Source organism: Achromobacter sp. 2789STDY5608621 (assembly GCF_001299375.1).
Taxonomy (GTDB): Bacteria; Pseudomonadota; Gammaproteobacteria; order Burkholderiales; family Burkholderiaceae_B; genus Achromobacter; species Achromobacter insuavis.
On record NZ_CYTU01000003.1, the window covers coordinates 316,922 to 337,040 of the forward strand.

At 64.7% G+C, this 20,119-nt stretch carries 22 protein-coding genes; 5 read left to right on the plus strand and 17 right to left on the minus strand.

Annotation, left to right across the window (positions count from 1 at the left end; all coding sequences use genetic code 11):
- Positions 1–2: 2 nt before the first annotated feature.
- The 3 genes from iscR to uvrB all read right to left on the minus strand — a co-directional run bounded on the left by iscR (position 3) and on the right by uvrB (position 3,602).
- The gene (iscR, locus tag AOZ53_RS05535) at positions 3–545 is read right to left on the minus strand and encodes a Fe-S cluster assembly transcriptional regulator IscR (protein ID WP_035360559.1); all 543 of its coding nucleotides are present in this window, start codon (positions 543–545) and stop codon (positions 3–5) included.
- A gap of 190 nt (positions 546–735) precedes the next feature.
- Complete coding sequence (locus AOZ53_RS05540) at positions 736–1,227, minus strand: low molecular weight protein-tyrosine-phosphatase (RefSeq protein ID WP_006386176.1); 492 nt, start codon at positions 1,225–1,227, stop codon at positions 736–738.
- A gap of 248 nt (positions 1,228–1,475) precedes the next feature.
- Positions 1,476–3,602, minus strand: a complete 2,127-nt coding sequence (gene uvrB / locus AOZ53_RS05545; protein ID WP_231689756.1) for an excinuclease ABC subunit UvrB — start codon at positions 3,600–3,602, stop codon at positions 1,476–1,478.
- A gap of 77 nt (positions 3,603–3,679) precedes the next feature.
- Between uvrB and AOZ53_RS05550 the strand changes: the two genes are divergently transcribed.
- Positions 3,680–4,879 carry an amino acid aminotransferase gene (locus AOZ53_RS05550; RefSeq protein ID WP_054487164.1) on the plus strand — a complete coding sequence of 400 codons (1,200 nt, stop codon included), beginning with the start codon at positions 3,680–3,682 and terminating at the stop codon, positions 4,877–4,879.
- Between the two features lie 155 nt (positions 4,880–5,034).
- Positions 5,035–5,685 carry a transcriptional repressor LexA gene (gene lexA, locus AOZ53_RS05555; protein ID WP_054429954.1) on the plus strand — a complete coding sequence of 217 codons (651 nt, stop codon included), beginning with the start codon at positions 5,035–5,037 and terminating at the stop codon, positions 5,683–5,685.
- Positions 5,686–5,800: 115 nt separating this feature from the next.
- Here lexA and lon read toward each other — a convergent pair whose 3' ends face one another.
- The 5 genes from lon to AOZ53_RS05580 all read right to left on the minus strand — a co-directional run bounded on the left by lon (position 5,801) and on the right by AOZ53_RS05580 (position 12,788).
- A complete protein-coding gene (lon, locus tag AOZ53_RS05560) occupies positions 5,801–8,251 on the minus strand; it encodes an endopeptidase La (RefSeq protein WP_006395870.1) in 2,451 nt (816 codons plus the stop codon).
- Positions 8,252–8,501: 250 nt separating this feature from the next.
- Positions 8,502–9,800: an ATP-dependent Clp protease ATP-binding subunit ClpX gene (clpX, locus tag AOZ53_RS05565; protein ID WP_006395871.1), complete on the minus strand. Its 1,299-nt coding sequence runs from the start codon at positions 9,798–9,800 to the stop codon at positions 8,502–8,504.
- A 95-nt stretch (positions 9,801–9,895) separates the two neighbouring features.
- Entirely contained in the window at positions 9,896–10,549 is a 654-nt protein-coding gene (gene clpP, locus AOZ53_RS05570; RefSeq protein WP_006395872.1) for an ATP-dependent Clp endopeptidase proteolytic subunit ClpP, read from the minus strand.
- A gap of 4 nt (positions 10,550–10,553) precedes the next feature.
- A complete protein-coding gene (tig, locus tag AOZ53_RS05575; RefSeq protein WP_054429956.1) occupies positions 10,554–11,864 on the minus strand; it encodes a trigger factor in 1,311 nt (436 codons plus the stop codon).
- 168 nt (positions 11,865–12,032) lie between these two features.
- Entirely contained in the window at positions 12,033–12,788 is a 756-nt protein-coding gene (locus AOZ53_RS05580; RefSeq protein ID WP_054429958.1) for a metalloprotease LoiP, read from the minus strand.
- A 258-nt stretch (positions 12,789–13,046) separates the two neighbouring features.
- Here AOZ53_RS05580 and AOZ53_RS05585 point away from each other — a divergent pair, with 258 nt between their 5' ends.
- A complete protein-coding gene (locus tag AOZ53_RS05585) occupies positions 13,047–13,592 on the plus strand; it encodes a TIGR00645 family protein (RefSeq protein WP_006395875.1) in 546 nt (181 codons plus the stop codon).
- A 98-nt stretch (positions 13,593–13,690) separates the two neighbouring features.
- Here the strand turns inward: AOZ53_RS05585 and AOZ53_RS05590 are convergent, their stop codons facing one another.
- The 5 genes from AOZ53_RS05590 to AOZ53_RS05610 form a co-directional block, all read right to left on the minus strand.
- Positions 13,691–13,897 (minus strand): cold-shock protein, encoded by a 207-nt coding sequence (locus tag AOZ53_RS05590; protein WP_006225311.1) that lies wholly within the window; start codon positions 13,895–13,897, stop codon positions 13,691–13,693.
- A 289-nt stretch (positions 13,898–14,186) separates the two neighbouring features.
- Positions 14,187–14,750: a DUF924 family protein gene (locus tag AOZ53_RS05595; RefSeq protein ID WP_054487166.1), complete on the minus strand. Its 564-nt coding sequence runs from the start codon at positions 14,748–14,750 to the stop codon at positions 14,187–14,189.
- A 124-nt stretch (positions 14,751–14,874) separates the two neighbouring features.
- On the minus strand, positions 14,875–15,078 hold the full coding sequence (locus tag AOZ53_RS05600) for a cold-shock protein (protein WP_006220190.1): 204 nt from the start codon (positions 15,076–15,078) through the stop codon (positions 14,875–14,877).
- A gap of 370 nt (positions 15,079–15,448) precedes the next feature.
- Complete coding sequence (locus tag AOZ53_RS05605; protein WP_006395877.1) at positions 15,449–15,769, minus strand: hypothetical protein; 321 nt, start codon at positions 15,767–15,769, stop codon at positions 15,449–15,451.
- Between the two features lie 90 nt (positions 15,770–15,859).
- Positions 15,860–16,258, minus strand: coding sequence for a hypothetical protein (locus AOZ53_RS05610; protein ID WP_054429962.1), 399 nt, complete (start codon positions 16,256–16,258; stop codon positions 15,860–15,862).
- A 122-nt stretch (positions 16,259–16,380) separates the two neighbouring features.
- On the opposite strand from AOZ53_RS05610, the gene AOZ53_RS05615 reads away from it, so the two are divergent.
- Positions 16,381–16,680, plus strand: a complete 300-nt coding sequence (locus AOZ53_RS05615; RefSeq protein ID WP_054478538.1) for a DUF2513 domain-containing protein — start codon at positions 16,381–16,383, stop codon at positions 16,678–16,680.
- 4 nt (positions 16,681–16,684) lie between these two features.
- On the opposite strand, the gene AOZ53_RS05620 is transcribed toward AOZ53_RS05615, so the two are convergent.
- The 3 genes from AOZ53_RS05620 to AOZ53_RS05630 all read right to left on the minus strand — a co-directional run bounded on the left by AOZ53_RS05620 (position 16,685) and on the right by AOZ53_RS05630 (position 18,643).
- The gene (locus tag AOZ53_RS05620; protein WP_054429966.1) at positions 16,685–16,957 is read right to left on the minus strand and encodes a hypothetical protein; all 273 of its coding nucleotides are present in this window, start codon (positions 16,955–16,957) and stop codon (positions 16,685–16,687) included.
- Between the two features lie 113 nt (positions 16,958–17,070).
- Positions 17,071–17,466 carry a RidA family protein gene (locus tag AOZ53_RS05625; protein WP_054429968.1) on the minus strand — a complete coding sequence of 132 codons (396 nt, stop codon included), beginning with the start codon at positions 17,464–17,466 and terminating at the stop codon, positions 17,071–17,073.
- A gap of 28 nt (positions 17,467–17,494) precedes the next feature.
- Positions 17,495–18,643, minus strand: a complete 1,149-nt coding sequence (locus AOZ53_RS05630) for a DSD1 family PLP-dependent enzyme (protein WP_054487167.1) — start codon at positions 18,641–18,643, stop codon at positions 17,495–17,497.
- Positions 18,644–18,786: 143 nt separating this feature from the next.
- Here AOZ53_RS05630 and AOZ53_RS05635 point away from each other — a divergent pair, with 143 nt between their 5' ends.
- Positions 18,787–19,704 carry a LysR family transcriptional regulator gene (locus AOZ53_RS05635; protein WP_054429971.1) on the plus strand — a complete coding sequence of 306 codons (918 nt, stop codon included), beginning with the start codon at positions 18,787–18,789 and terminating at the stop codon, positions 19,702–19,704.
- 31 nt (positions 19,705–19,735) lie between these two features.
- Here the strand turns inward: AOZ53_RS05635 and AOZ53_RS34655 are convergent.
- Positions 19,736–20,119, minus strand: a 384-nt coding sequence (locus AOZ53_RS34655) for a RidA family protein (protein ID WP_082385526.1), incomplete at its 5' end; no start/stop codon positions are given.

Genomic DNA, 20,119 nt, shown 5'->3' on the forward strand with positions numbered 1-20,119 from the left:
GCTTATACGGTGGCATTGGCCGCGACGGTGGTGGTCGGGGCATTGGCGGCGTTATTGGTGCCTCCCACCCGATTCACGCGCACCGCGCAGGCCTGCGCTTGATTGTTGGCTTCCTGCAATTGGCGCACGCGCTGCTGATCGACCAGATCTTGCAGCGACACCGAATCCAGGTAATCGACCATCTTGCGATTCAACGTGGCCCAGAGTTCATGCGTCATGCACTTGCCAGGCTTGCCGTCGTTGCCGCTCGTACAGTCCCGCTTGCCGCCGCAGCTGGTCGCGTCCAGCGGTTCGTCGACGGCGAAGATGATGTCGGCCACGGTCACGTTGCGCGCCAGGCGGGCGAGCGAGTAACCGCCGCCGGGGCCGCGCACGCTGTCCACGAGTTCGTGGCGGCGCAGTTTCCCGAACAGCTGTTCCAGATAGGAAAGCGAAATATTCTGACGCTGGCTGATGGCCGCAAGAGTGACCGGGCCGCTATGCTGCCGCATAGCCAGATCGATCATGGCAGTCACGGCGAAACGCCCTTTGGTAGTTAGCCGCATGGTGAATTCCCTGTGATTCGGCAATGGCCGCCGGCGAATCCGGCGGTCAATACCCGAGTAATTGGCTCAAGTATAGCAAATTCCCGAGTAATTTGGTATGGCTCCCGGCTAGAAAAAACCGCGCTGTCGCGCGGTTCTTTTCACTGCCAATCGGCCAGGCGCCCCGCAGGGCGCCCCGGCGCACAGGGGATCAAGCCGCCTGGTATTGGGTAGCGCGCTTGCGGACCAGTTCGAGCACGCCCTGACAGGCGTCTTCGAGGTAGTCCAGTACCTTGCCGAAGCCATCGGCACCGCCGTAGTACGGATCGGGCACGGTGGCCTCTTCGAACTCATTGGCGAAGCGCATCAGCAGCATCAGCTTGTGCTGGTACGCCTTGGGGCACTGTTGCTGCATGGCGGACAGATTGTCCCAGTCCATGGCGAGGATGAGGTCGAAGTCGCGGAAGTCTTCCGCGGTGACCTGGCGGGCCTCACAGTGCGTGATCTCGTAGCCGCGCTTGCGCGCTGCGGCCTGCGCCCGGGCATCAGGCGCCTCGCCGATGTGAAACGCGTGCGTGCCCGCGGAGTCGATGCGAACCACATCGCCCAAACCCGCGTCGTTCACCAAATGGCGAAACACGCCCTCTGCGCTCGGCGAGCGACAGATATTGCCCATGCAAACGAAAAGTACCTTGGTCATCATGGGAGTAAGTGTGCGGGAAAACCCGAGATAAGGCAAGCTTTTTTTGTGGTTTCGCCATCCGTTACAAGCCAGCCCGGACCCGAAAATAACGCCAATAAATCATATAGTTAACATCTATATCTGAGACACCCCGGAAGGCTGCGGATGCGTCACTCGCGCAAATTTCGGACATCCGCTGACAACATGATGACTTCTTCCAATATTCAGCACGTTGTCAGCGAAAAGATACGTTTAGATACGGATTGCGTTCATACCGCGCCGTCCAGCAGCACCCGCTGCTTCAACGCCGTCAGGGCGTCGCGGGCGGCGGCGGCCTGCTCGAACTCGAGGTTGCGGGCATGGTCCATCATCAGCTTTTCCAGGCGCTTGATTTCGCGCGCCAGGGCCTTCTCGTCCTTGAGCAATTCGGCCGGCACCGCGGCTTCGAGCGCGTCGTGCTGCACCGGCGCGACGATGCCGTCGATCAGTTCGCGCACCGCCTTATGCACGCCACGGGCGGTGATGCCATGGTCGGCGTTGAACTGCAGCTGCTTGGCGCGGCGACGGCTGGTTTCCTCCATGGCGCGCTGCATCGAATCGGTGATGCGGTCGGCGTACAGGATGGCGTGGCCGTTCAGGTTGCGCGCGGCGCGCCCGATCGTCTGGATCAGGCTGCGCTCGGAACGCAGGAAGCCTTCCTTGTCGGCATCCAGGATGGCCACCAGCGACACTTCCGGAATATCCAGGCCCTCGCGCAGCAGGTTGATGCCCACCAGCACGTCGAACGTGCCCAGGCGCAGGTCGCGGATGATTTCCACGCGTTCGACGGTGTCGATGTCGGAGTGCAGATAGCGCACCCGCACGCCGTGCTCGGTCAGGAAGTCGGTCAGGTCCTCGGCCATGCGCTTGGTCAGGGTGGTGACCAGCACGCGGTCGCCCTGCCCCGTGCGGACCTTGATCTGCCCCAGCAGATCATCGACCTGGGTGCGGGCTGGCAGCACCTCGACGATCGGATCGACCAGGCCAGTGGGCCGCACCACCTGCTCGACCACGTTGTCGGCGTGTTCCTTTTCATAGGCCGCGGGCGTGGCCGACACGAACACGCACTGGCGCATGCGGGCCTCGAACTCCTCGAGCTTGAGCGGCCGGTTGTCCAGCGCCGACGGCAGGCGGAAGCCATACTGCACCAGGGTTTCCTTGCGCGAGCGGTCGCCCCGGTACATGGCGCTGAGCTGGCCGATGGTGACGTGGCTCTCGTCGATGAACATCAGCGCGTCGCCCGGCAGGTAGTCGATCAGCGTGGGCGGCGGCTCGCCGGGCGCGGCGCCCGACAGATGGCGCGAGTAGTTCTCGATGCCCTTGCAGAAGCCCAGTTCCTGCAGCATTTCCAGGTCGAAGCGGGTGCGCTGCTCCAGGCGCTGGGCCTCGACCAGATGGCCGTCGTCGACGAAGCGCTTGGTGCGCTCGCGCAGCTCCTCCTTGATGGTCTCGATGGCGCGCAGCACGGTGTCGCGCGGCGTCACATAGTGCGAACCGGGATAGACCGTGAAGCGCGGCAGCTTCTGGCGGATGCGGCCGGTCAGCGGGTCGAACAGCTCGAGGCTTTCGATCTCGTCATCGAACAGCGTCAGGCGCAGCGCCAGCTCGGCGCTTTCCGCCGGGAAGATGTCGATGGTCTCGCCGCGCACGCGGAACACGCCGCGCGTGAATTCGGCGTCATTGCGGGTGTACTGCATGGCCACCAGCCGCGCCAGGATCTCGCGCCGCGAGATCTGGTCGCCGGCGCGCAGGATCAGCACCATCGCGTGGTAGTCGCCGGGGTTGCCGATACCGTAGATGCACGACACCGTGCCGACGATGATGGTGTCGCGACGTTCCAGCAGGCTCTTGGTGGCCGACAGGCGCATCTGCTCGATGTGCTCGTTGATCGACGAGTCCTTTTCGATGAACAGGTCGCGCGTCGGCACGTAGGCCTCGGGCTGGTAGTAGTCGTAGTACGAGACGAAGTACTCCACCGCGTTCTTGGGGAAGAACTCGCGCATTTCCGCGTACAGCTGCGCCGCCAGCGTCTTGTTGGGCGCCAGCACCAGCGCCGGCCGCCCCAACTGGGCGATGACGTTGGCCATGGTGTAGGTCTTGCCCGAACCGGTCACGCCCAGCAGGGTCTGGTACATCAGGCCGTCCTGCACGCCCTGGATCAGTCCCTCTATTGCGCCCGGCTGGTCGCCGGCGGGCGGATACGGTTGGTACAGGTGAAACGGGCTGTCGGGGTAATCGATGAACCCCGGGCCTGGGGCCGCCGCGGCAGCGCCAGGGGCCGTATCGGCCGCCCCGTCGGTGACGGCGCCAATGGCTGCGGCACCCGCCGCGCTCGGGTCTATTGCGCTCTTAGGCATGCTAGACTGTTCCCAGGGTAAACCCCCCATTATCCACAGCACTTCCGACTGCGTCCACTCACCCTCAGCAGAGTCCCATGAGCACCCTTTTCGATTCCGTCGAACTCGCGCCGCGCGACCCCATTCTTGGTCTGAACGAACAATACAACGCGGACACCCGCCCCGGTAAAGTCAATCTGGGCGTGGGCGTGTACTACGACGACCAGGGTCGCATTCCCCTGCTGGGCGCCGTGCGCAAGGCGGAAATCGCCCGCATCGAGGCCGCCGCCGCCCGCGGCTACCTGCCGATCGAAGGCATCGCCGGCTACAACCAGGGCGCGCAAGCCCTGCTGATCGGCAAGGATTCCCCGCTGGCCGCCGCCGGCCGCGTCCTGACCACCCAGGCCCTGGGCGGCACCGGCGCGCTCAAGATCGGCGCCGACTTCCTGCGCCAGCTGCTGCCGACCTCCAAGGTCCTGATCAGCGATCCCAGCTGGGAAAACCACCGCGCGCTGTTCGAACGCGCCGGCTTCGAAGTCGGCACCTACGCCTACTACAACGCCGCCACCCGCGGCCTGAACTTCGACGGCATGCTGGCCGCCCTGAAGGCCGCGCCGGCCAACACCGTGGTCGTGCTGCACGCCTGCTGCCACAACCCGACCGGCGTCGACCCCACCTTCGACCAATGGAAGCAAATCGCCGCGGTCGTCAAGGAAAACAAGCTGGTGCCGTTCCTGGACATCGCCTACCAGGGCTTCGGCGAAGGCCTGCGCGAAGACGCCGCGGTCGTGCGCCTGTTCGCCGACCTCGACCTGACGATGTTCATCAGCTCGTCGTTCTCGAAGTCGTTCTCGCTGTACGGCGAGCGCGTCGGCGCCCTGACGGTCGTGGCCGGCAGCAAGGACGAAGCCGCCCGCGTGCTGAGCCAGCTCAAGCGCGTCATCCGCACCAACTACTCCAACCCGCCCACCCATGGCGGCACGATCGTCTCCACCGTGCTGAACTCGCCCGAGCTGTTCGCCATGTGGGAAGAGGAACTCGGCGCCATGCGCGACCGCATCCGCCTGATGCGCAAGCAGCTGGTCGAGAAGATCAAGGAACACGGCGGCAAGCAGGACTTCAGCTTCGTGCTGGAGCAGCGCGGCATGTTCTCCTACTCGGGCCTGACCTCGGCCCAGGTGGATCGCCTGCGCGAAGAGCACGGCGTCTACGCCGTCTCCAGCGGTCGCATCTGCGTCGCCGCGCTCAACAGCGGCAACATCGACCAGGTGGCCAAGGGCATCGCCGCGGTGCTGTAAGACACACCGCCAGCAACACCCTCAAACGGGACCTTCGGGTCCCGTTTTCATTGCCTGTCACATTACCGGGCCGATCAACACTTGCATTTTTGCGTTATGTCCCCCAGAATGCCGCTGTATATATGTACAGTCCGACTCATCAACGGATCATCGCCATGGCCAGCAAACTCACTGATCGTCAACAGCAAATCCTGGACCTCATCCGGCAGACCGTCGCGCGCACCGGCTTTCCGCCCACCCGCGCCGAGATCGCCCAGGCCCTCGGATTCCGCTCGCCCAATGCGGCCGAAGACCATCTGAAGGCGCTGGCCCGCAAGGGCGCCATCGAGCTCACGGCCGGCGCTTCGCGCGGCATCCGCCTGAAGGACGCCTCGCCCGCCCAGACCCAGGCGCCGCTGCCCCTGCCCGGCCTGGCGCAGCTGCTGCTGCCGCTGGTGGGCCGCGTGGCCGCCGGCAGCCCGATCCTGGCGGCCGAGCACGTCGAACGCGAGATCGGCGTCGATACCAGCCTGTTCGCGCAGGCCCCCGACTACCTGCTCAAGGTGCGCGGCATGAGCATGCGCGACGCCGGCATCCTCGAAGGCGACCTGCTGGCCGTCAAGAAGGTGTCCGAGGCCCGCAACGGCCAGATCGTGGTGGCGCGGCTGGGTGACGACGTCACCGTCAAGCGCCTGCAGCGCCAGAACGGCCGCATCGAACTGCTGCCCGAGAACCCCGATTTCAATGTCATCGTGGTCGAGGCCGACCAGGAATTCGCGCTGGAAGGCATCGCGGTCGGGCTGATCCGGCCGCACACGCTGCACTGAATTCCCGACTTCCGATCCGGCGCCGGCTCGATCGCCGCGCCAAAAAAGAAACCCCGCTTGCGCGGGGTTTCTTTTTGCGGGCGCCCCTTGTGCAAGGGGCGCCTCGGGCCAGGCATCAGTGCTTGAGCACGGGATCCGTCGAGCCCGGTTCGGCCGGCTTGGCGACCAGCGGTTCCTTGACCGCTTCGTCTTCAGCCAGCGGCTCCGGCAGGCGTTCCAGGGCCAGTTCCAGCACCTTGTCGATCCAGCGGACCGGCACAATCTCGAGATGGTTCTTGACGTTGTCCGGGATCTCCGCCAAGTCCTTGACGTTTTCTTCCGGGATCAAGACCGTCTTGATGCCACCGCGGTGGGCGGCCAGCAGCTTTTCCTTCAGGCCGCCGATCGGCAGGACTTCGCCACGCAGCGTGATCTCGCCGGTCATGGCGACGTCGGCGCGCACCGGGATGCGCGACAGGGCCGACACCATGGCCGTGGTGATCGCGATACCGGCGGACGGGCCGTCCTTGGGCGTCGCGCCTTCCGGCACGTGCACGTGCATGTCGTGCTTCTCGAACACGCTGTCGGCAAAGCCCAGGCGACGCGCCCGCGAGCGCACCACGGTGCGGGCCGCCTCGACCGATTCCTTCATCACGTCGCCGAGCGAGCCGGTGCGTTGGATCACGCCCTTGCCGGGCATGTCCGCCACTTCGATCGTGAGCAGGTCGCCACCGACTTCCGTCCAGGCCAGGCCGGTCACCTGACCGATCTGGTTTTCCTTTTCGGCCATGCCGAAGGTGTAGCGGCGCACGCCGAGGTAATCGCTGAGGTTGTCGCCCGTGACGTTGACCGGCTTGAGTTCGAAGGTCTTGCCTTCGGCCTTGGCGCGATCGCTCTGGGTCAGCAACTGCTTGATCACCTTGCGGCAGATCTTGCCCACTTCGCGTTCGAGCGCACGCACGCCGGCTTCGCGGGTGTAGTAGCGCACGATGTCGCGCAGCGCGCTGTCATCGACGGTCAGCTCGGTATCCTTGACGCCGTTGTTCTTCATCAGCTTGGGCAGCAGATGGTCACGGGCGATGTGGATCTTTTCTTCCTCGGTGTAGCCGGACAGGCGGATCACTTCCATGCGGTCCAGCAGGGCCGGCGGAATGTTCAGCGTGTTGCTGGTGGCCACGAACATGACGTCCGACAGGTCGAAGTCGACTTCGATGTAGTGGTCCTGGAACGTGTGGTTCTGTTCCGGGTCCAGCACTTCGAGCAGCGCCGACGAGGGATCGCCGCGGAAATCCATGCCCAGCTTGTCGATTTCATCGAGCAGGAACAGGGGATTGCGCACGCCGACCTTCGACATGTTCTGGACGATCTTGCCGGGCATCGAGCCGATGTACGTACGGCGGTGGCCGCGGATCTCGGCTTCGTCGCGCACGCCGCCCAGGGCCATGCGCACGAACTTGCGGTTCGTGGCCTTGGCGATGGACTGGCCCAGCGAGGTCTTGCCGACCCCAGGAGGACCGACCAGGCACAGGATCGGCGCCTTGACCTTGTCGACGCGCTGCTGCACGGCGAGATATTCGAGGATGCGTTCCTTCACCTTCTCCAGGCCGTAGTGGTCGTTGTCGAGCACGGTCTCGGCGTTGGAGATGGAGTTGTTGATCTTGCTCTTCTTCCTCCAGGGGAGGTTGATGAGCGTATCGATGTAGTTGCGCACCACGGTGGCTTCGGCCGACATGGGCGACATGAGCTTGAGCTTCTTGAGCTCGGCATCGGCCTTCTTGCGTGCCTCCTTGGGCATGTGCGCGGCGATGATCTTCTTTTCGAGCTCCTCGATGTCGGCGCCCTCTTCGCCTTCGCCCAACTCTTTCTGAATGGCCTTGACCTGCTCATTCAGGTAGTAGTCGCGCTGGCTCTTTTCCATCTGCTTCTTCACGCGGCCGCGGATCCGCTTCTCGACCTGGAGGATGTCGATTTCGGTTTCCAGCTGCGTGAGCAAGCCTTCGAGGCGCTCGGAGGTGCCGACGATCTCGAGCATCTTCTGCTTCTGCTCGAGTTTCAGCGGAAGATGCGCGGCGATCGTGTCGGCCAGGCGGCCGGCGTCATCGATACCGGCGAGCGAGGTCAGGATCTCCGGGGGGATCTTCTTGTTGAGTTTTACGTATTGCTCGAACTGGGCGACGATCGCGCGGCGCAGGGCCTCGGTCTCGGAGCCCTGGACGGCGTCCGGCTCGATCGGGGTGACCTGGCAAGTGAAGTGCGAATCGGCGTCCTCGATGCTGTTGATGCGGGCGCGCTGGGTGCCTTCGACCAGCACCTTGACGGTGCCGTCGGGCAGCTTGAGCATCTGCAGGATGCCGGCAACGCAGCCGATCTCGTAGACGTCTTCGGGAGTGGGATCATCCTTGCCGGCGGATTTTTGGGCCACAAGCATGATGCTCTTGCCCGCTTCCATCGCAACCTCGAGCGCGCGGATGGAGCGCGGACGGCCGACGAACAGCGGGATGACCATGTGCGGGAACACCACGACGTCGCGCAGCGGCAGCAGGGGAAGGTCGATCGGGTCGGAAGGCAGGGTCTGGCTGGCAGACATAGGAGGTTCCTCGGTATGACTCGGCGTATCGGGGACAGGATGACCGGGTATACCCGGACAGCCCCGTCGGTTACGTCTGTTATGGGAACAATAGCCGAAAATTCAAGGTCCCGGCGGCCGGATAAACAAAACGGCAAAAAAATCGGCGGCCGGTATCCCGTTTTATTGGACACACCCTGGCAGTGTGCGTTCAATCAGGCGCCGGAGACAAAAAAACCCGTTACGGAAACGGGTTTTTTTGAAATATCCGTCAGGCCGCGGCATCGCGGACTTCTCCGCGCTCGGGCTTTTCGGCCGTCCCCTCTTCGTCGGCGTAGATCAGCAAGGGCTTGCCCTCGCCTTCGATCGCGCCTTCGTCGAGCACCACGCGCTTGACGTTGCCTTGCGACGGCAGGTCATACATGGTGTCGAGCAGGGCCTGCTCGATGATGGAACGCAGGCCGCGGGCGCCGGTCTTGCGCTTGAGCGCCTTGCGGGCGATGGCCTTGAGCGCCGCGGGGCGCACGTCCAGCTCGGCGCCTTCCATGGCGAACAGCTTCTGGAATTGCTTGAGCAGGGCGTTCTTGGGCTCGGTGAGGATCTGCACCAGGGCAGCCTCGTCGAGCTCGTCCAGCGTGGCGACCACCGGCAGGCGGCCGACCAGTTCGGGGATCAGGCCGAACTTGATCAGGTCTTCGGGCTCGACCTCGGAGAACAGCTCGCCCACGCCGCGCTCGGACTTGGCGCGCACGGCGGCCGAGAAGCCGATGCCGGACTTTTCGGTGCGGTCGCGGATGACCTTTTCCAGCCCGTCGAAGGCGCCGCCGACGATGAACAGGATGTTGGTCGTGTCGACCTGGACGAAGTCCTGGTTGGGGTGCTTGCGCCCGCCCTGCGGCGGCACCGAGGCCACCGTGCCTTCGATCAGCTTGAGCAGGGCCTGCTGCACGCCCTCGCCCGACACGTCGCGGGTGATGGACGGGTTGTCGGACTTGCGGGAAATCTTGTCGATTTCATCGATGTAGATGATGGCGCGCTGCGCCTTCTCGACTTCGTAGTTGCAGTTCTGCAGCAACTTCTGAATGATGTTCTCGACGTCTTCACCAACGTAACCGGCTTCGGTCAGCGTGGTGGCGTCGGCCATGACGAACGGCACATTCAGCATGCGCGCGAGGGTCTGCGCCAGCAGCGTCTTGCCCGACCCGGTGGGGCCGATCAGCATGATGTTGCTCTTGGACAGCTCGACTTCGTCGCCCTTGATCTCGCCGTGGCGGATGCGCTTGTAGTGGTTGTAGACGGCCACCGCCAGCATGCGCTTGGGCGAACTCTGCCCGATCACGTACTGGTCGAGGAACGTCTTGATTTCAGCCGGAGTGGGCAGCTCGGAACGAATCGCCGCGCGCGCGGTCGCCTGCGCTTCCTCGCGGATGATGTCGTTGCACAGGTCGATGCATTCATCGCAGATGAATACGGACGGACCCGCGATCAGCTTGCGGACTTCGTGCTGGCTTTTATTGCAAAACGAGCAATGCAGCACTTTAGCGTCTGCCGATCCCTTTTTTTCTGGCATATGTATTCGTATCTCAGGTAAAGAAGCGCCGGACCGGGTGAAGGGCCCGGCGCTTACTCAAACATGGCAACAGCGGGTGGGACTCAACCGGGAAGTCAGCCTTCCGAACGGGAGGTCATCACCTTGTCGACCAGTCCATACGATACCGCATCTTCGGCGGACATGAAGTTGTCACGTTCCGTGTCCAGGGCGATGCGCTCGATCGACTGGCCGGTGTTGTCGGCCAGGATGCGATTGAGACGCTCGCGCAGGTCCAGGATCTCGCGAGCCTGGATCTGGATGTCGGAGGCCTGGCCCTGGGCGCCGCCCGAGGGCTGGTGGATCATGATGCGCGAGTTGGGCAAGGTGAAGCGCTTGCCCTTCTTGCCGGCCGCCAGCAGGAAGGCGCCCATGCTGGCCGCCAGGCCGGTGCACAGGGTCGACACGTCCGGCTTGATGAACTGCATGGTGTCGTAGATGGCCATGCCCGCGTACACCGACCCGCCAGGCGAGTTGATGTACAGGGAAATGTCCTTGTCAGGATTCTCCGATTCCAGGAACAGCAACTGCGCCACGACCAGGTTGGCCGTCGCGTCGTTGACCGGACCCACCAGGAAAATGAGCCGCTCGCGGAGCAGACGCGAATAGATGTCGTAGGCGCGTTCGCCGCGCCCCGACTGCTCGATCACCATGGGAATGTAGCCCAGGCCGGTGGGGGTCACCGACGACCCGCCATTCATTGCCGCATAGAAATCGGTGAATCTCTGCATAGTGTTACGCCATCCCCATCAACTGATCGAAAGGCACCTTTTCGTCGGTGACCTTGGCCTTTTCCAGAACGTGCGCGACGACGTTGTCTTCGAGCACGATAGCCTCGATTTCAGCACGACGCTGGCGGTCGGCCAGGTAATAGCTGACAACCTGGGCGGGTTGTTCGTAGTTTTCCGCGAATTCCTCGATGCGGGCGCGAACCTGTTCCGGCTTGGCTTGCAGCTGGGCTTGCTTGACCAGTTCCGACACCAGCAGGCCCAGGCGCACGCGGCGCTCGGATTCGGTGGAGAAGGCTTCGGCCGGGATCGGCACCGACTCGGCGTTGGGCACGCCACGCTGCTTGAGCTCTTCGCGAGCGGCGGCGATGCGGCCTTGCACGTCGTTGTCGATCAGCGACTTCGGCACGTCGAACTTGCCGGCTTCGACCAGGGCGTCCATCACGCTGGACTTGGTGCGGCCTTGCGAGCGCACCTTGACTTCGCGTTCGATGTTGCTGCGGATGTCGGCCTTCAGCTTTTCGATGTCGCCTTCGGCCTGGCCGAGCGACTTGGCGAATTCGGCGTTCAGCTCGGGCAGGACGCCTTCAGCCACTTCCTTGACGGTGATGGTGAATTCGGCGGTCTTGCCGGCGACTTCCTTGCCTTGGTAGTCATCGGGGAACTTGAGCGGGAAGACCTTGCTTTCGCCAGCCTTCAGGCCGCGGGCGGCTTCTTCGAATTCCGGCAGCATGCGGCCTTGGCCGAGCACGAACGGGAAGTCTTCGGCCTTGCCGCCTTCGAACGGCACGCCGTCGATGGTGCCGGCGAAGTCCAGCGTGACACGGTCGCCGTCTTGCGAGGCGCGGCCTTCACGGGCTTCGAACGTGGCGCGCTGCTTGCGCAGGACGTCCAGGGTCTGCTGCACTTCGGCGTCGGTGACGGCGGTCTCGAAGCGGGTCACGGCCAGGGCCGACAGATCCGGCACGGCGACTTCGGGGTAGACCTCGAACGTGGCGGTGAAGGCCAGCGTGTCTTCGCCGACGCCTTCCGTCTTGGGTTCCAGGTTCGGGGCGCCAGCGACGCGCAGCTTGGCGCCGTCGACGGCTTGTTCGAATGCACGGCCGACCTGGCTGTTGATCACGTCGTAGCGGATGCCGGGGCCATGGCTGCGCTCGAGCATGGCGAGCGGCGCCTTGCCGGGACGGAAGCCGGGAACCTTGGCGGTACGGGCCACGCGCTTCAACTGCGCCTGGACTTCCTTTTCGACGTCGGCCACCGAGACGGCCAGATCAACACGGCGCTCGAGGCCGGAGAGGGTTTCAACCACAGGCTGCATTAAAAGACCTATTTTCCGAAAGATATGAGATGACGGGCGGATAAACGCGGCATTTTACCGGAAACTTCCGGACCCCTGACGCAAAGGGGCGCGAGCACCCGGATAAGCCCGGATGCTCGCGCCCCGTTTTCCACCCGGAAAGGGCGGCAAATTGCCCGCCAGGGCGCTTTATTTGGCCTTGGCGATGCGATCTTCGATGTGCTGCGCGCGCTTGGCCGAAGACGGGTGCGAGCTCATCATATCGCTCTTGCCGCCGTCCAGCTCGGCCAGCTTCTGGAACGCCGTCACCAGGCCGCGGGTGTTCAGCTTCTTGGCTTGCAGCTGGTCGAACGAGTAGTCGTCGGCGGCGCTTTCCTGCGACTGCGAGAATTGTGCATTGATGAACTTCTCGGTCAGGTCGCCCAGCTGCGACGAGTTCAGGGCGGCGACCGTGGCGCCACCGGCGGCGCCGGCGGCGTCGCGCGCGGCCGAGACCGTGTAGGCGGTCTGCATGGCCTTCTTGCTGTGGCCCAGCGCCACGTGGCCGATTTCATGGCCGACCACGCCCAGCACTTCGTCGTCGGTCATCATGTCCATCAGGCCGCTGTAGACGCGGATGCAGCCGTTGGCCATGGCCCAGGCGTTGACGTCCTTGGTGACGTAGACCTTGTAGTTGGCCTTCTGGCCGTTGACGGTGCCGCCCAGCTGCTTGGCGATCTTCTGCAGGCGCACGTCGTACTTGCTGCCCGGGGCGGCAATCTTTTCCTGGGAATCGCTTTGCGCGCAAGCCTTGTCCGACAAGGTCTTGATTTCGGCATCGCTCAGGGTGGCGGCCTGCACCACCTTGCTGCCGGCGCCCACCAGACCCCCGATATCGAGGGCATGCGACGCGGAATAAGGGGCAAGTGCGACGGCCAGCGCGGCAACGGTGTAGCGGATCTTCATGGAAAAAACTCCTCTTGACTGACTCTGTTCGAGTGAGGCGGCAATTCTATATACGGCAAAAGCGCTCAAACCGTTTCGCCACAGAGTTTCGCAAATGCGAATTTCACTTACATAAAAGGCATGCGGAAGACTTCTTACCGTGGTAAGTACCCCTGCCCCGCCATCTATTCGTCATCAAAAACAAATGCCGGGAGAGCGCGGCATTGTTAGAATTGCCGCCGCACTTTTTCCGTATCCCTATAACGGCTCGCCCCCATCATGACCCCCAACACCCCTCCCCGTCTTGGCCTGCTGCCCAGCCTAATTTTCAGCTCGCGCTGGCTGCAACTGCCGCTCTATCTGGGACTGATCGTCGCCCAGGGCGTCTACGTGATGCTGTTCCTGAAGGAACTCTGGCATCTGCTGACGCACGCCAACAGCTTCGGCGAAATGGAAATCATGCTGCTGGTGCTGGGCCTGATCGACGTGGTGATGATCTCGAACCTGCTGGTGATGGTGATCGTCGGCGGCTACGAGACCTTCGTGTCGCGCCTGCGCCTGCAGGGCCACCCGGACCAGCCGGAATGGCTCAGCCACGTCAACGCCAGCGTCCTCAAGGTCAAGCTGGCCATGGCCATCATCGGCATCTCGTCGATCCACCTGCTGCGCACCTTCATCGAGGCGGGCACGCTGGGCACGCCCAACGCGCGCTTCTCGGAGGCGGGCGTGATGTGGCAGACCATCATCCACGCGCTGTTCATCCTGTCGGCGCTGGGCATCGCCCTGGTCGACAAGCTGTCCACGCCGTCGCACCCCAAGCACTGAACGCCCCGCGCCGCGCGGAAAAAGAAAAGCCCCGGCACTTGCGTGCAGGGGCTTTTTTCATGGCGGCGGACCGGAGACGGCCCGCCGCGGACCTGTACTCAGGCCGCCACCTTGATGTTCTTGGCGCTGGGACCCTTGGGGCCGGTACCGACCTCGAACGTGACGCGCTGGTTTTCCTGCAGCGACTTGTAGCCTTCGCTGCGGATTTCCGAGTAGTGGGCGAACAGATCCTTGCTGCCGTCGTCGGGCATGATGAAGCCATACCCTTTTTCGGCGTTGAACCACTTGACGATGCCGGTTGCCATGGAATTTCCTCGAACCTAAAGAAGCGATTGCTCGCGGGGCGCCAGATGATCAAGGATGGGAGAGGAAAGCAACCGCAGCACCACTGACCGCGACAAGTTAAACGCAGACCGCGTCTCTTGAAAATCTCGCTGAACTCAGTGTATTGGCGAACCCGGAAAAACGTCAAATATGCGGTGATCGCGCCACCGACGCCGCGCCGGGCGCGCGGCCGTGGCGCTCGCGGTCTTTCAACTCGCCATGCGTCGATACATGCGGATACGCTCGTGTCGCCAGCCGCGCCGCCGCGTGTCAGCCGGAGAAGCCGCCGGTGTCCAGGAACTCCTGCTCGGGCTGCGTGGTCTGCCGGCCCAGCGCGGCGTTGCGATGGGGAAAGCGGCCGAAGCGCTTGATGATGTCGCGGTGCAGGACGGCCCAGCGCACCGCGTCGGCGCCCAGCGGCTCCATCAACGCGACCGCCCGGTTCTGCGCGGCCACGGTCTCGGCGTGCTCGAAGGGCATGTAGAAGAACTGGCGCAGCGCCGGATCGACGGCGAGGTCATGGCCGGCAGCGATGGCGCGCTCGGCGAACAGCAGCGCCAGCGGGTCGGTGGCGAACATGTGAGCCGTGCCGCGGTAGGCGTTGCGGGGGTACTGGTCCAGCAGGATCATCAGGGCCAGCGCGCCGTCCGGCTCATCCAGCCAGGCATCCAGCTGGCGCGCGGCGGCGGCCATGTGGGCGGCGCCGCAATGCTGGCGGAAGCGCTCGTCGAAGGCCGCGTCCTTGGTGAACCATTGCTGCGGCCCGGCGTCGCGCCAGAACGCGACGACGTCCTGCGGCGTCAGGGATGCGGGGGCTTGGCCAGGGTGGGTCATGGAGATCGTCCTCTGTCGATGGCGGGTCCGGCCAGGCTGTGCGGCGGGAGACAGGGGCAAGGATACCGCGCGGAGCCCAAATGCAAAAAAGCCCCCGAAGGGGCTTTTCCGAAAAGCCAGAACCTTACAGGACCTGGATCTTCGTGGCTTGCGGGCCCTTGGGGCCATTGGCCGTCACAAAGCTGACGCGCTGGTTCTCTTCCAGAGACTTGAAGCCCGAGCCCTGAATTTCGGAGAAGTGAGCGAACAGGTCCTTACCACCCGCTTCCGGGGTGATGAAGCCATAGCCTTTTTCCGAATTGAACCACTTAACGACGCCGGTTTCCATACTGTATTTCCTAGAGATAATGGGCAAATGCCCGGAGGTCACGAATCAATCAAGGAGGGGACAGTAGAACAATAACGCTGAGCCGGAAAAGGCACGGCACTGAACGAAAATCGCAACGCTTGTGATCGTGTGCCGACACTATCGTTATGTTCCCCTCACAAGTCAACATAATCCTAAAAAATACGTGCCAATAATGCAACAAAGAGAAACTGCGAACAGAATTTGCACGTTTTCATAGGGAAAAAGAAGTCCTGCATAGGTGTAAACACCCACGCATCATAAAAAAACAATCAAGGCTTATTTAAATGCCGCCAAAGAGCGTATTGGATGCATACGCCGTTTGGACGGGCACTTTGGTTTGCCGTCAGGCTTACTCGTCGATAGGTAAACCCAACAGATCAAGCGCCGCGCCGAAAGCATCGGGGCCCGAGCAAAGGAAAACCGCCACGTCGCCGGGATTCATATTTTCCAGGACTTGGTCGATTTGTTCTTGCGCATTATCAACATTGTCGACACTGGCGGCGTGTATGTCCGCGCCGGCTTCGACTTTCTCGGGGGGCACGATGTCGGCGATCGCGTTGAGATCGTCCACATCGGTCACGACATAGACGCTGATGCTCTCGCCATCCAGCGTTGTGTGCAGCTCAACGCCGCCCGCCACGTCGGCAACATGCCGACTCAGTATTTCCATGATCACTCTTCCTTGACTTGCGGGCCAGGCCCGCCTGGGCGCGCCCGCACGGATGCGTGTACGCCCAGGCGCGACTATAACAGCCTTATGCTAAGGCTTCCTGACAGCCGGCCCCAGCGAGCGGCGGGCGGCGCCGGACGTGGCGGCCACGCTACGGCTGCGCACCCCGGCCGCGGCGAGCGCGGCCAGCAGCGGCTTCTGGGCGTCCAGGAACACGGTCTTCTCGTCGCCGACCAGCTTGCACAGGAACATCTGGGCCAGCAGTTGCGTGCGGCGCGCCTTGCGGTTGTCGGCCTCTTGCGCGAGCCAGCTGGCCACCCAGTCGGCGGCGGCCTGGGCATCGCCCTCTTGCTTGATGTGCCCCAGCAGGTCGAACACGGTGACGCCAACGATGGCGCCTTCCTCGGTGCGCGTCAGGAACAGCTTGGCGGCCTGGCCGGTGTAGCCAGGGACCAGGGCGAGGCAATCGCGCTCGGCGGGTTTCTTCATTGATACAGCCTATCTGTGATCGGTAATCCCGCACTGTAACCCGACCCGGCCGGCTGTCGCGTCGCCGCCACGGAACTCTGCTATTGTGGGCTGTTCCACTCCAACCCCCTACGGCGGACATCATGCAACGCGATTTCGATCTGGTCGTCACGATCCTGGGAGCCCTGCGCGACGCGGCGGGCCCCAACCTGAGCACCCATGACATCAAAGAGGCCGCCCTGGCGCCCCACGCGCAGGAACAAGGTCTGCAACTGATTGCGCACCACCTGGACCTGCTGGCCGACGCCGGCCTGGTCAAGCAGATCAGCGAAACCGCGGCGACCGCGGGCGACACGCGCTGGCGCATCACCTGGAAGGGCTACGACGCCCTGGAACAGGACGAGGAAGACGAAGAGGACGAGGACTTCGACGACGAGGAATGAGCGTTCAACGGCGCCGCAGGATACGCCGCGTCAGCAACGCGGCGGCGGCGCCGATCACCAGGCTGAACATGAACGCGGCGATCGCCAGCATCGCCGCCTGATCGCCGAAACCGGCCGATCGCGACAGCGCCACCACGCTGGCGCAGACCGCGAGGGCCAGCGCGGCCACGCCCGCCAGCACCCGGCCGGGTGAACGCAGGCGGCCGCAGAGCGACCCGCCCACCAATGCCAGCGCCACCATGGCGGCCATGGACCAGAACAGGTATTCGTACTGCATGCGGACGGACTCCCCTGGGATGTTGCGGCGCCCGCATTATAGGTGGGCAGGCGCCCCATCCGTCCCCGAGGCGGGATACCGGCATCCGGACCAGACCGTCGCCGGCGCCTTGTTCAACCCTGGGGAACGACGGCAACGGCGCTGATTTCCACCAGCGCCCCATAGTGCAATTCGCGCGTGGGCACGATCGCGCGGGCCGGCTTGTGGTCGCCGAAGCTGCGCTCGTAGACGCTGTTCACGTCGTTCCAGAGGCCGACGTCGGGAATGTAGACGGTGACATTGACCACCGACGCCATCGACGCGCCGGCGGCCTGCAGGATGGCGGCCAGGCTGCGCAGCGCGGCCTCGGTCTGCGCGGCGACGCCCTGCGCCAGCTGCGGCCGTTCGCCCGGCTTGGCGGCGGGCAGGAATCCCAATTGTCCGGAAACGAACACGAAGCCATTGGCGCGCACGGCCTGCGAATAGTGGCCGGCCGGCGGCGTGGCATGGGGGGTGTGGATCAGGTCCATCTCGATTCCTTTGGCGGAGCGGCCGGGCTTACCAGCCGCGAAAGCGCTGCCATTGCGCCACGACACGGCGGTCGCCGTCGCGCACGACCGCATAGGCGTCGTGCTGGGCGCAGGTGGCGCAGGCATGGTTTGGCACGATGCGCAGTTTGGCGCCCAGCGGCAGTTCCGGCAAGGCGGCGCCGCTGCCGGCGCGCAGCTTGATGATGCCCTGCTCCTGGTTGGTTTCGGCCAGCAGCAGGTCGGGGTAGACCTTGCCGTCGGCATCGCACACCAGCCCGTACAACTGGTCCACCGGCTGCCTGGCGGTGCCGCGGTCGCGCGACATGGCCATCCAGCCCGCGTCCACCAGGATCCAGCCCTTGTCGGGCTGGTGGCCGATCACCGTGGTCAGCACGGTGGCGGCGATGTCGTCCACCTCGCAGACGCCGAGCCCGGCCATGACCAGATCGAAGAACACATACACGCCGGCGCGCACTTCGGTCACGCCTTCGAGGTTGCGGGCGAAATGCGCGGTGGGCGTCGAGCCCACGCTGACCACCGGACACGGCAGTCCCGCCGCGCGGATGGCCTCGGCGCAGCCGACGGCGGCCGCGCGTTCCTGTTCCGCCATGTCGGCGATCGCCCGCACGCTGCGGCAGCCATAGGACTCGCCGGCGTGGGTCATGACGCCGCGCAGGCAGTCCGCCGCATGCAGCGTCCGCGCGATCGCCAGCAACTGGTCGGTGTGGCCCGGCTGCACGCCGGCGCGGTGGCCGTCGCAATCGATCTCGATCAGCGCGGGGATGGCGGCGCCCTCTTCCCGGGCGCGCGCGGCCACCGCCTCGGCGGCATCGATGCTGTCGACCACCACGGTCAGGTCGACGCCCTGGCGGCGCAGCGCCAGCACGCGGCCGAGCTTGGCCGGCGCCACGCCCACCGCGTACAGCAGGTCGGTCACGCCGGCGGCGGCGAATTGCTCGGCTTCCTGCAGCGTCGACACGGCCGCCGGGCCCTCGGGACGCGTCATGACGCGGCGCGCCACCTCGATCGACTTGGGCGTCTTCAGATGCGGACGCAATTGCACGCCATGGCCGGCCATCAGGCCGTTCAGGCGCTCGATATTGCGCGTCATGCGAGTTTCGTCCAGCAGCAGGCAGGGCGTTTCCAGCGTATCGAGGGTGGCGGAGGCTGTGGTCATGGCGGTATCGGCGAAACGGGAGGGGCGGATGAAAGAGAATTGACGCGGGCGCCGCCCGGGACGCGACCGCATGCCCGCAGTATGGCGCGCCACGCGGCTTGCGTGTTTAATAAGGACTTAATCAATCATTAAGGCGTTTCTGAATGATTACGACGGACGACCTGCGGTTTTTCCTGAGCCTGGCGGCCACCAGCTCGCTGGCGCAGGCGGCGCGCGCGCTGGACGTGACGCCGCCGGCCGTGACGCAGCGCCTGCACGCGCTGGAAAAGCGCCTGGGCGTGCGGCTGGTCAACCGCTCGGGACGCGGCACCGCGCTGACCGACGAAGGCCGGCTGCTGGCGCTGCGGGCCGGCCAGATCTGCGGCGAATTGAATGACCTGGCCGATGAGCTGGCAGGCCGGCGGGGCGTGGTGGCCGGCCACCTGCGCGTGGTAGCGCCGCTGGGCTTCGGCCAGCGCTACGTCGCCGGGCTGGTGGCCGATTTTCGCCAGGAAAGCGAGAACGTGACCGCCAGCCTGCTCCTGTCCGATGGACCGCCGCGCCTGGCCAGCGACGACTGGGATGTGATGATCCACATCGGCGAACTGCGCGATTCCACGCTGGTGGCCTATCCGCTGGCGCCGAACCGGCGCATCCTGTGCGCCTCGCCCGCCTATCTGGCGCGGCATGGCGCGCCCGCCAAGCCCGAGGACCTGCGCGAACACGATTGCATCGCCCTGCGCGAGAACGAGGAAGACGTGACCCTGTGGCGCTTCAAGCGCGGGCGCGGGCCGGCGGTGGGCGTGCGCATCGCGCCGGTGCTGTCCAGCAACGCCGGCGCCGCCGCCGTGGCCTGGGCCCTGGCCGGCCACGGCATCGTGGCGCGATCGGAATGGGATGTGGCCGAGCATGTGAAAACCCGCGCCCTGGTGCCGCTGCTGTCGGGCTGGACGCTGCCCGAAGCCAACGTGGTGGCGCTGGTCAAGTCGCGCCAGGAGCTGCCGGCGCGCACCGCCGGCTTCCTGGCCCACCTGCGCGAGGCCTTCGCGGCGCCGCCGTGGCGCGACAAGGCGTCCGCCTGAGGCGAGCGCCGGCTGCGCGCCTGGCGCCGGATCAGTCCAGCATGGCCTCGGCCTCGATCTCGACCAGCCACTCGGGCAGCGACAGGCCGCTGACGATGATCCAGGACGACGGCGGCGGATCGACCGGAAAGCGGTCGCGCAGCGCCTGGGCGATCGCTTCCTGATCCTCGCGCGCCGTTTCGCAGATGTAGATGCGCAGCATGATGACCTGCGCCAGCGTGCCCCCCGCCGCGGCCAGCACCCGCCCGATGTTGTCCAGCGCGGCATCGGTCTGCTCGCGCAGGCCGGGGCCGACGGTGCGCTCCTGCGCATCGACGCCGACCTGGCCGGACAGCAACATGCGGCGCTGGCCCGTGACGATGACGGCCTGGCTGAAGCCGTACTGCACGGTGTTGAAGACGGTGTCGGGATTGAC